The following is an 11,316-nucleotide window of genomic DNA, read 5'->3' on the forward strand; positions in this document are numbered from 1 at the left end:
GTCCCATCATGGCTGATCCTCCCCTCCACTACAGGAATTGAATCAGCAGTTCAGCCCTCGATCAAGGGCGAGTTTTTCAACGAAATAAGCCGATTCTGCTGAATACCACCTGTCGAGAGCAGAGATATCGATGGTTTCAGCCCCCAGCCCTTCCTTGGCTGTACCTGTCATCAACTCGTTGCCCACAGGCTGGAAATTGGAGTCGCAAACATGTTGTCTGCGAAGGGTACAACCTGATCGTGGTCGTAGAGAACGTGCCCCTGGATGAATTTGTCACCACACGCCTCTGCCAATCTACGCATCCCGGAAAAGTCGCTGGAAGTAACGGTAGCAGACGACTTCACCTCGACCCCAACGATCTCGCCACGCCTGTTTTCGAGAACGATATCCACCTCGTTTCTGTCTTTGTCGCGGAAATGCGAAAACGTGCACCTCTGTTCGCTCCAGGTGGCAATCTTGCGCAACTCGCTGAACACAAATGTTTCCAAGATCGACCCGAAGGGTGTCTTGTCCTTTTCGACAGTGTCCGGAGAAATGCTGCGCATGGCTGCCAGAAGGCCTGCATCCAGGAAGTGCAACTTAGGGGATTTGGTCAGGCGCTTCAGGCGATTGGTGAACCACGGCTGCAAACTGTGCACGAGAAAGAGGTTTTCAAACACTCGTACGTATTTCTGAGTAGTCACGTGATTCAGACCTATGGCAGCACCGATCCCCGAGTAGTTGACCAGTTGACCAGAATGCTCCGCCAGAACTCCCAGTAGTTTTGGCATGATTGCGAGCTGTTCGATCTGGGCCACATCGCGAACGTCTCGTTGCACAATCGCATCAAGATAATCATGGTACCAATCCTGCTTTCGCCCCCATCTTTTCCGGCCAAGAGCCTCGGGGTAACCACCAGAAAGAACTGTTTCAACAAGTTCATCTCCAATGATCGGCTTGTCTACGACAGGGGCTTTGGCTTCGAATGCCCGGTCGATAAAACCCGATTTCGTTTCTAGGATTTCCGTCTGGCTGAGAGGTAGGAGACGGACAATTTCCATTCGCCCGGCAAGAGAGTCTGCGAGCTTCGGAATGGTCATTAGGTTGGCGGAACCGGTCAGCAGAAACCTCCCTGCCCTTTTGTCATCATCCACCGTTTTCTTGATTGCCAGAAGGAGGTCTGGTGCTCGCTGAATCTCGTCGATAACCGCCCGGTCCAACCCGCGAACAAAACCGACCGGATCATCTATAGCTGATTGCAATACAGTCGCATCGTCCAATGTCAAAAAGGGAACTTTGTCAGAGGCGATTTCTGTTGCCAGAGTTGTTTTGCCAGACTGCCGAGGTCCGGAGATCAGAACAACACGCGTGTCGGACAACGCTTCTTCTATTCTGGTTTTAGCAAATCTTGGATACATGTTTGAGAGACTTCCCTTCGTCTGATTGAAAGTAAGGGGGCGACCAATTGAAAGTCAACATCCGACCAACTGAAATCAAAGGTACTGAAAACTGAAAGCACTGCTTGAGCTTTATCATCACAACAAGTGAACTTTTTTCGTGGTTTCTTTCAGTAGACAGGTCGAGATTTTTGAACATCGGCCTTTGTTGCCAACAAGGCCGTTGGTCTCATTTCAACACTTTCCATCTTTGCCAAAAGAAAAATCACACAATAGCCTTGAGACCATTTCTTCTCGGCGCGCTGAAAGACATTCCCCAGAACCATGAAGGGAATAGCTGGGCCACGTGCTGAATTCATTGCATACCCGGTTTTGTCAAATCGAAGATACGATGCGACATCCTCCATAAGCCGATCGTAATGTGCCTGATCCTTTGCCAAGCGTAGTTAGGAGCGGTTCTATTGCAATCTTTTGACCATTGACCTTCTTGCTACCTTGAAACGCAGGCTGCGTTTCAAGGTTGTTTCAAACTATCCGTGGTTTTCGAATACACCCGGTTCCAACTCTTCCCAGAACGCGAAAATCGCCGTTGCGTTTAATCCAGATCGTCAGTCAGGCCAGACAAAAATAACCTCTTGTCCGCATCACACTGGGTCGGGTATCGCCGCGAAACCAGATCTTCGACGACGGCCAGTTTCCGAGCCCGTTCGGTGCGCTCTGCCGCGCGGGCCTCATAGGCCTGATCCTCACGCGCCTTACTCTCTGACCGTTTCCGGGCCGCTTCAAGAGTACCGGGGCTCGGCTCAACCGGCTCGGACGTGTCAGGCGCCTGGAAATCATTGCGCAGCGCCGCTGACAGATACCCGACCGCTGATTTAACATCCCGCTGCCGATCGTTCATATAGTCGAGCTTTTGCTGCACATAGTCCTCGCCATGTTCAGCAATCCATTGCCGTGCCAGACGATCCGCGACCCCCTGCTTTCGCAGCGTTTTGTAAACTGGCAGGTTGCGCACTCCGTCACTATCATCGATCTGGAACATCGCCATCTGCGGGTTCTCGCGGATCAGAAAACGAAGATCGGTCACCGCCCTACCCTTTTTGCGGAATTCAGGCTCGATCACGATGTCCGAGCTATTGTTCACCTCGCTCACGGCCGGTTTGATGATCTTGGCGTTCAGATGTTTGAAGCTGCTGTAATAGTCGCTGCCATCCACACCCATCAGCTTGCGAAATACATCCAGCGTCCACCAGCCGGTCGATCCGGTGCGCACAAAACGATAGCAGTTCTCATGGCTTTGTCGCAAACTTTTAGACCCTCTGGTTGAGCCTGAGTCCTCATGATAATGGCGTCACGGATTTCGAAAGGGGCAAACCGTGACGATTTCGTTCAAGGGCGCGCATTTTCCAAAGGAAGTAATCTTACACGCTGTTTTCTTTTACCTGCGTTACTCGGTGTCGTACCGCGACCTGGAAGAAATCCTTGCCGAACGTGGTGTATCCGTCGGTCACGCGACACTGAACCGTTGGGTCGTCAATTATTCGCCACTGGTCGCCGACAAGGCACGTCGTCAGAAACGTATCTGCGACCGTTCTTGGCGGATGGATGAAACTTATGTTCGTGTGAAGGGCAGCTGGGTGTATCTGTATCGAGCCATTGACAAACACGGCAAGAAGCTTGATTTCATGTTGTCCAAGCGCCGAAACAAAGCCGCAGCAACCAAATTCTTCGCCCGCGCTCTCGAACTCAACGGTCTTCCCCGCAAGATCGTTATCGACAAGAGCGGCGCCAACACTGCTGGTATCAAAGCCGCCAACACCATGTTCAAGAGTTTTGGATGTCCAATTTCAATTGAGATGTTGCGTCGGAAGTACCTTAACAATCTCATTGAACAGGACCATCGTTTCATCAAACGCCGGATCCGCCCAATGCTGGGATTCAAGTCGTTCGCTTCCGCCTCCGCTACGCTGGATGGGATTGAAGTTGCGCACATGATCCGCAAAGGCCAGTTCGGAGTCGGAGTCTGCCCATTTAAGCAATTTGCGCTTCTAGCCGGCTAAACACAGCGACCTCCAGCTGGCGATCATACTTCAGAAAATTTTGCGACAAAGCCCATCAAAGCGCGCCATGAACGTTCTTCATTAGTCTCATGTGCATTATTTGTGGTTTTTGCTCATTACATACACCATCTTATCAAACCACCATTACGTCAATAATCGCGTGTTATGTAAGTTCGATTGCACTGCGAGAGCAGAGCAAGCTCTGCACCATAACACCCCCTGCCCCATACTTCACAGCTGCCTCCCAAGGCCTCCTTTGTTTTTGTCAGGACGCGCGCACATACCTTAATATCCGAGGCGCACCGACCAATACGCTCAGCGTGAATGAGCGTGATCTGCAATATTTAGCAGAGTGAAAACAGGAACAGATCAGAAAAGAACTCCGTTGGCCTGAGATTGGAGAAATCGCCCACGGCCTCCTCCTCGATCACGCCCGCGATCCACACGATGCTTCACCTGAGGACTCTGCGTGCCAGGCTGCTTAGTCGCCGATCGCACAAGGCCTACGCAAATGCCTCGCCCGCGCTGCCCCTCCACTCAGATCAGGCCCGCGAAACGCCGCGCCACCTCCCGGCCCCTGCCACAAAATCCGATACGGTCACCCGTGATGAGTTGGAACAGCGGTGGGCCACCTGCCAGCGCTCACACAAGAATTGCAGGGATCACGCGAGCCCGATGCTGAGCTGGGCGTCGCGCGAACGACCGCAGTTGAAGATTAACGCCTGGCGCGAGATGACATGACGCTGAAGGAATTCGGTACATCCGGTATAATCTGGCTCTCACTGTTGGAGGCCAAGACCGAGGGCGAGGCCTCGCACCTGGGATCATCGGCCGCACGGCCCATTCGCTGGCACATTGGATCAAGGATAAAAACAGAGGATAGCCCCCTCAACTCCACCCGACATCAAGGCCAATCAGATACTGAAACGCGACTTAGTCCGCATGCAATCTATCGGATCGTCGAAACACCACCTTTGGCTCGCGGGCCTTCCCGCAACCTTCGCCTTACAGCAAGGGTTTCGGCGCTGCTTCCTGACGCAAACTGCGCTAATCCATACACAAATCCAGGCGCCATGCCCTAACCACTGCATAAACCCGTCGCGCAGGCGCGGAATTATCATGTTGATGTCGGCATTGCCGAAAGATCCGGGGCTGGCCTGCCGGGATACTCCGGACAATAATTTAGGGCGGTAACCCGTGGGTTATCGCCCTATTGCCAAAAACCGAGAAAATGTAACCCGCGGGTTACCGCTCATTTAGAACAGCCTCAAAGGCCTCGACTGCACGTTGTAGCTTTGTTCTGTCTACCGAGCTAAAGTCCAATCCGGACAATATTCTGCACTCCCCTTTTCGGGCCGTGATCTTTGTTGCGCCGACATGGAACTCATATTTGACGCTCTCGCTCTTCTCAGCCGATTTGCGAACAACTGCTTCGGCTTCAGTGTTCAGGACGAACGCGCTCAAAGCCGCATTTTGCTCGTCAGCTGAAGACACCTGTCCCATTGCGTCCCTCAGGCCGGCCAATGTTCCCGGTGAAGCTTTCAGCTTTCGCGCGACATCAACACCCAGATTTCTTGAAACCGCTTTTGGGTAAGGCAGCGCACCATCCAGCTCATTCAACAAATAGACAAAGCTGCGGATATAGGATCGCTTCATCTTGTGCAAAGACGCGTACAATCGACCGACCAGAGCCTCTGCATCGCCCAATCCTAACTCCGAATCCTGTGTCGCAAGAATGGCTACCTGGGCCATCTCAGCGAAGGTCAGATCCTCCCGGACGACATTCTCCTCCACCATGTCGATGTAAAGGTCGATCCGGTCACTCTTGGCCTCCGCAACTCTGGCCGTCACTTTGGCAAAGCGCTCATCGCCCGTCTCTTCGAACAGCTGTTTCAGCGCGGTAAGCCGGCGCCAACCTTTCTTAAGCTGGAACTGACCGCTTTCATCCTTGTAGAGCTCGATCGGTTCCTTTTGCCCACGCTCCTGAATCGAAGCCTTAAGCTCATCCATCTCATCCGAACTTGCAACAGCCGAGAGTTCAAGACGATCCCGGGGCAGGTCGGATGTATGGATTTCATTGATTCCGACCGCAACCAGAACCCTGCCTTCATCGCGTGCTTTCCGGTACTCCTTGGCGTCCGAGGCATTCTGACGCCGCTGCTCAACGCGGTTCTCAGTGCTTTCGTTCAGACTGTCAGCTGTTTCCCGAACCGCAGCGCCCATCGGTCCGACATCACGGCGACGGGATTTTTTCAGATCGCTTTCGTCAATAGGAGTGAAGCCAAATTTGTTCCCGCTCATTCTACACGCTCCTCAACTTTCGTCCGGGCCTCCCAGGCTCTCAGAACGACTTCTTTGAATTCGCCATAGGCATTGTCGAATGATTGACGCGCCCGCTTCCAGGTATCCCGAGTCATTTGCCTGTAGTCTTGCTCGTAAACGGACATCTGGAATCGGCCCGACTGCTCAACTGCACGCGTCATTTCAATCGCGTTCTGGCAGACATCCGCGCCGAAGACGTTCTTGAACGCATCCATCATCGCAATGTGCAGTGAATTGCTTGCCTCAAAGCGGGTCATAAGAACGCGAATATCATTGAACCGTTTTGGCAAGGTGATGCCTGCATCCTGAGCAATGCGCTCGAATCCGGTGGTGATATCTTCCAGCGCGTCACCCAGCTGACCGAGATAGCTGGTAGTGCTGTCATACTCCCAATACCCGGGGCCTGAAGGAATATAGAGAATATCCGCAGCAAAGGCTGCGTTCAAAGACTGGTATCCGATGGCAGGGGGGCAGTCGAAAATGATCAGGTCGTACTGATCATCCGGCAGCTCGTCGAGATATCGTGCGACACAGCCAAAAAAGCTCCACGCTTTGTGAATTGACCGGTACTGCGCCGAGGCAAATTCGACAAAGGCCGCGTTCGCACAGCTCGGAATGATATCGATCGTCGACCAAGATGTTCTTTGAATGAAATCCTGTACGCGCTGCGCACCGATCGACTGAACATCTTCGGGCAATTCGTCGGCAGTGGGGTAGGGGCAGTCTGCAGGGTCATCATATTCTTCCGCGATCCGGTTGGCCTCGCGGCAAAGATCACGACACATAATACCCCATACAGTGTTCCATTCTCTGACCTCGGCCAGCCCCATGGAATGGGTCAGCGTCGCCTGAGGGTCAAAATCGACGACCAGAACCCGATAGCCGTCAAGAGCAGCTGCGTTCGCCAGGTGCTGGGCAACCACGGTTTTGCCAACGCCACCTTTGAAGTTTGAAACCGCTACTCTCATCGCCCGGCCTGCAGGCCGATGGGGCAACAGAGTTTTGCCTCTGAATCTCAAGCGACGCCGCAATTCGTTAATCTCAGCCAGCGAGAACCATCTCTGCCGCCCGTCTTCTTCTGTCGCGCCTTGTGGTAGCGATGGATCATCGGCCAGTTTCTTTCTTAATGTGTCTGCGGGGACATCAAACATGAACTGGCTGATCTCCCATATCGAGAAGGGTCGAAGCACTTTCTCATCTGCAGGAGAGAACGTCGCCCGGCGTACGGCAGCCTGCTGAGCCAGGCTGCGTTCGTTCATTGCTTGTAGGTCGGTATGGTCACGCATCATGCTGCTCTTGTTATATATCGAATATCCTCTCTTAACGCGATTTTCGGAAACTGCAAAACTTAAAGATTGGATTTTCCGCTTTTTCCAAATCGGTCGAGGAAATACGGGAGATATTTGAGGTCAGCGACAAGGTTTAGGTGACAGGAAATCGCGTTTCACCAGATTTATGGTGACAAAACGCCCCCTATAGGGTGTCATATAGCTGTCACCTATATCCTATTAACCGATTTTTCTTTTGATTTTTGAATAGATGTATCTCATCCTGCTTTTCTAAGATCGTTGACAAACTACGGGATTTCGCCACACTGAACTCAATTGATGGAATCGGTCGACGAAACCGGTCCACACGAGGCACAGTGGCAGTGGTGAGATGGAAATAAAGCGATTTACAGGACCTCATGCTGGGTCGCAGAAGTACGACCTTCTAACTGCGATATCCGTGGCAGGGCTAAACGGGACACCCGGATTTCAGTGTTCGATGATGCGTCTCATTGCGCTGATCACTGCCCGCTACAACTGGCGATCCGATGAGTTGACGGTCGGACAAAAGGAAATGGCACGGTTGTGGTCGGTAAACGAACGCACCGTAAAGCGAGAAATCAAACGTCTCATCGACAAAAAAGTATTACTGCAGCTTAGACCTGGTGTGAGAGGGCGGGTTGCTGCCTACAGGTTGAACTATTCCGAAATTCATCGTCTGAGCGAGCCGGTCTGGAAGAATGTGGGTCCAGATTTTGCTTCGAGGATGGAATCGCAGGCGCCAAAACCAGTCGAAAAGGTCGTTCATGTAAATTTTGGTCCTGAAAAACCGGCAACAGCCGAACTTCAAGGACAAAATCTGCCCTCGCCTTGGGATAGGGTGCTGCACCGATTGTCACTTTCAGAAGCATTGCTGTTCAAAAGCTGGTACCGCGACCTGCAACTTGTTGAAACTGAAGGGCAAACAATCACGTTGCGTGCCCCCAGCAAGTTCATCGCGCAATATGTACAATCTCATCATCTGAGGCCATTGATTGGGGCTATTCAGTTGGAATTTGGTGCCATCCAGAAGGTGAACTTTATCAGCTAAGCTGTCCACATACCCCATGTAGGCGATTTTTGGTGCGATGCTGTGAATTCTCGTCAACGGATAGGGCAGGGGCAAGCGGGGTTGCTCAGGGGCGAAGGGAGGACTATCTAGCGACAATGGTTTTTTGGGCCGGGTCCCAATGCCCCGCCTCTTCTTTGATCACTGTGGAAGCTTGCATTGCTAAAGATCAAATCGAAATTCGCCGCATTCACCGAAGACTCGATTCTGTGGAGATTGTTGGCTGAGAATATGCGGGCGCAGATGGTGCCCTATATCATTGCGATCATCGCGATGGTCTTTGTCGCGGGTACCACGGCGGCGGTTGCGTTCATCATGCGCGACGTGGTGGATTCGCTGTTCGACAGCGAGAATGCCGGCAAGATATTTGGCGTATCCATGGCGGTCTTCTTGATTTTCCTCGTCAAAGGGGTGGCCACCTATGTGCAGGTGGTGGCTCTGACGCGGGCAGGGAACCGTATCGTGGCACAACAGCAGATCAGACTCTATGACAAGCTATTGCGGCAGGGCGTTTCATTTTTCAATCTCACAGAAAGCTCGGATCTTCTGATGAAGGTGACGCAATCTGCGCAGGCAGCGCGGACCGTTATCGAGATCATGGTTACCACCGCTGTACGTGATACCCTGACATTGGTCGGGCTGCTGTTCGTCATGTTCTATCAACAGCCGATTCTGTCACTGTTTACGCTGATTATTGGTCCTGTTGCGATCTGGGGTGTTCGGTCGCTTCTGCGCAAAGTGCGCGAGATTGCAGATATGGAACTGCAATCGATGGGCGCGATCATGAAGGTAATTCAGGAGACTTCGGCCGGTATTCGGGTGGTCAAATCGTTTGGTCTGGAAGAGCGCATGGCCGGACAGATGTATACGGCTGTCAAAAGCGTTGAAAAGCGGCGCAATAAGCTGGCGCGCCTGCAAGCCGCAACCAGCCCGCTAATGGACATTCTGGCGGGTTTTGCGATCGCCTCCGTCATTGGCCTGAGCGCGGCCAACATCTTTGGGTCCGCAGGTTCGACACCGGGCGAGTTGATGTCCTTCGTCACAGCTTTGATGATGGCTTATGAGCCGGCCAAACGATTGTCCAAAGTTCGGGTCAAAATGGAAATTGGACTGCGGCGTGTGAAGATGCTGTTCACATTGCTGGATCAGCCGGAAACGTTGCCTGAGCAGGCGAATCCGAAGACTTTGCCCGATGGCCCAAGGAAAGTTGTATTTAACAAGGTCACCTTCGGATATCGCAAGCGGGACCCCATTCTCAAAAAGCTCTCGTTGACCTTTGAGGCCGGGCAAACTACGGCGCTTGTCGGCCTTTCCGGGGGCGGTAAATCGACCATTCTGAACCTCGCGCTCAGGCTTTATGATCCGATCAAAGGTTCGGTATCGATTGACGGGCAGGACATCAAATTCGCCTCGTTCGAAACGCTGCGCAAAAATATGTCCTTCGTGGGTCAGGAAACTTTTTTGTTTTCGGCTTCTATTGCCGATAATATCCGCTTTGGTCGTGAAGGCGCCTCGCAGAATGACGTGATCGAAGCTGCCAAAGCGGCTAATGCTTATGACTTTATTATGGCCCTTGAAGACGGGTTTGACACCATGGTGGGCGAAAACGGAGCCTTCTTGTCAGGTGGGCAGAAACAGCGTCTCGCAATCGCGCGTGCGCTGCTGCGCGACAGCCCGATTCTGTTGCTTGATGAACCCACCAGCGCGCTGGATTCGCAGTCCGAACATCTGGTCCAGGAAGCTCTGCATCGACTGACGAAAGGGCGCACCACAATCATCGTGGCGCACCGCTTGTCCACAATCATGCACGCGGACAAGATTGTTGTTATCGAAGGCGGCGAGGTTCTGGAACAAGGCAGTGCAGAGCAGTTGCTGGAGCATGATGGGCCGTTCAAAACGCTCTATGACCATCAGTATTCCAACGCGGTCAAAGTGGAATGAGCGCAGGGTCTGACAGCAAGCCTCTGGTCGCGTCCGTCATCATTCCAACCTACCAAAGCTGGGATCAGTTGCAGCTATGTCTTGATTGTCTGGCCACCCAGACAATCGATTCTGACCGGTTTGAAATCCTGGCCGTGAACAACGACCCCAAAGACCCGGTACCAAAGGGATTTCGACTGCCTGCGAATGCCCGCATCCTCAGAGAGGCCAAACCCGGTTCATACGCCGCAAGAAACTGCGGAATTGAAGAGGCTGCCGCAGATTTGCTGTTTTTCACGGATTCTGATTGTCAGCCCGATCCCCATTACGTCGAGGCCGGGTTGAAATTTGCCGACGATCACCCCGAGATCGGTCGATTTGGTGGCAACGTCGAACTGATCCCGAACGGCCAGGACTGGACGATCGCCGAGCTCTATGATGTGCACCTTGGCCTTGAGCAACAGAAATGGGTCGAACGGGGCAGGGCGGTGACCGCCAACCTGATCGTACGCCGCTGGGTCATGGATCGGGTCGGGCGCTTTGATGACACGGTTCTGTCGGGCGGTGATATGGAGTGGAACGACCGGGCCCGGGCCGCGGATGAGCCCATTCTGTTCGCCTCAGACGCCATTGTGCGCCACCCCGCACGCCACAGTCTTGGCGAACACATTACCAAGGCCCGCCGCATCGAAGGCGCCCGATTGCGTCGGAACTCCAAGCGGGGTTTCGTCAATTACATTCCGCCCATCCATAAACTTGTTCCGTCATTCAAGACGCTGCGAACTCTGCTCAGGAAAAGCGAACTGACGACCGCGCAGAGCTTTGGTGTATGGGGTGTTCACTATGTACTGCGCGTCGTGAAAATCACCGAGACGGTGCGTTTGTTGTGGTTTCGGAGGCCGGATCAGCGGAGATAGCCCGAATTCTAGCCTTTGTGGGTAGTGTGCATTATGATGAAATAATGATCATAGGGCGATCTTCTTGGAATACTGATGGACGTGTTGTGGAGGCTTAGTCGCAAACTTTGGGCCTGGATTGACGGGATCTGTTGCAAACTTTTGACTGTTGACGCTCAAGAACGCGGGGAGTGAATAACTACCGGTGTAATTCAGCCGAAAGTAAGCTCATGATCTCTTTCAAAAGCGCACAGTATCCGAAAGATGTGATCCTCTTCGCAGCGTCGAAACAAGCCCGCGGCCACCAAGTTCTTCGCGCGAATGCTGGAGGTCAACGGCCTACCGAGAAAGATTGTCATCGACAAA

The 11,316-nt window shown here is 52.9% G+C and carries 8 protein-coding genes and 2 pseudogenes; 5 read left to right on the forward strand and 5 right to left on the reverse strand.

Annotated elements, in window-relative coordinates:
• Positions 1-170 precede the first annotated feature (170 nt).
• The 3 genes and pseudogenes from ACR0K9_RS21070 to ACR0K9_RS21080 all read right to left on the reverse strand — a co-directional run.
• Positions 171-1,358: an ATP-binding protein gene (locus ACR0K9_RS21070; protein ID WP_480826034.1), complete on the reverse strand. Its 1,188-nt coding sequence runs from the start codon at positions 1,356-1,358 to the stop codon at positions 171-173.
• Between the two features lie 188 nt (positions 1,359-1,546).
• A complete protein-coding gene (locus ACR0K9_RS21075) occupies positions 1,547-1,783 on the reverse strand; it encodes a hypothetical protein (protein ID WP_480826035.1) in 237 nt (78 codons plus the stop codon).
• Positions 1,784-1,906: 123 nt separating this feature from the next.
• Positions 1,907-2,670 (reverse strand): annotated as a pseudogene (locus tag ACR0K9_RS21080) (replication initiation protein); the annotation flags it as partial.
• Positions 2,671-2,752: 82 nt separating this feature from the next.
• Between ACR0K9_RS21080 and ACR0K9_RS21085 the strand changes: the two are divergent.
• Entirely contained in the window at positions 2,753-3,436 is a 684-nt protein-coding gene (locus tag ACR0K9_RS21085; protein WP_480826037.1) for an IS6 family transposase, read from the forward strand.
• 1,245 nt (positions 3,437-4,681) lie between these two features.
• Here ACR0K9_RS21085 and ACR0K9_RS21090 read toward each other — a convergent pair.
• Positions 4,682-5,737, reverse strand: a complete 1,056-nt coding sequence (locus tag ACR0K9_RS21090; protein ID WP_480826039.1) for a ParB N-terminal domain-containing protein — start codon at positions 5,735-5,737, stop codon at positions 4,682-4,684.
• Positions 5,734-7,044, reverse strand: a complete 1,311-nt coding sequence (locus ACR0K9_RS21095; protein WP_480826041.1) for an AAA family ATPase — start codon at positions 7,042-7,044, stop codon at positions 5,734-5,736. Before ACR0K9_RS21095 ends, ACR0K9_RS21090 begins: the two co-directional genes overlap by 4 nt.
• 481 nt (positions 7,045-7,525) lie before the next feature.
• Here ACR0K9_RS21095 and ACR0K9_RS21100 point away from each other — a divergent pair, with 481 nt between their 5' ends.
• The 4 genes and pseudogenes from ACR0K9_RS21100 to ACR0K9_RS21115 form a co-directional block, all read left to right on the forward strand.
• The gene (locus tag ACR0K9_RS21100; protein ID WP_480826043.1) at positions 7,526-8,116 is read left to right on the forward strand and encodes a DnaA N-terminal domain-containing protein; all 591 of its coding nucleotides are present in this window, start codon (positions 7,526-7,528) and stop codon (positions 8,114-8,116) included.
• Between the two features lie 177 nt (positions 8,117-8,293).
• Positions 8,294-10,075, forward strand: a complete 1,782-nt coding sequence (locus tag ACR0K9_RS21105) for an ABC transporter ATP-binding protein (RefSeq protein ID WP_480826045.1) — start codon at positions 8,294-8,296, stop codon at positions 10,073-10,075.
• Positions 10,072-10,971: a glycosyltransferase family 2 protein gene (locus ACR0K9_RS21110; protein ID WP_480826047.1), complete on the forward strand. Its 900-nt coding sequence runs from the start codon at positions 10,072-10,074 to the stop codon at positions 10,969-10,971. The genes ACR0K9_RS21105 and ACR0K9_RS21110 overlap by 4 nt, the downstream gene beginning before the upstream one ends.
• Before the next feature lie 255 nt (positions 10,972-11,226).
• Positions 11,227-11,316, forward strand: a pseudogene (locus ACR0K9_RS21115) (IS6 family transposase); the annotation flags it as partial.

This window comes from Ruegeria sp. L12 (genome assembly GCF_056531745.1).

Bases quoted from the DNA above. Each gene is read 5' to 3' on its own strand.
- ACR0K9_RS21075 (WP_480826035.1), bottom strand. From the start codon at position 1,783: ATGGAGGATGTCGCATCGTATCTTCGATTTGACAAAACCGGGTATGCA.
- ACR0K9_RS21090 (WP_480826039.1), bottom strand. From the start codon at position 5,737: ATGAGCGGGAACAAATTTGGCTTCACTCCTATTGACGAAAGCGATCTG.
- ACR0K9_RS21095 (WP_480826041.1), bottom strand. From the start codon at position 7,044: ATGCGTGACCATACCGACCTACAAGCAATGAACGAACGCAGCCTGGCT.
- ACR0K9_RS21100 (WP_480826043.1), top strand. From the start codon at position 7,526: ATGATGCGTCTCATTGCGCTGATCACTGCCCGCTACAACTGGCGATCC.
- ACR0K9_RS21110 (WP_480826047.1), top strand. From the start codon at position 10,072: ATGAGCGCAGGGTCTGACAGCAAGCCTCTGGTCGCGTCCGTCATCATT.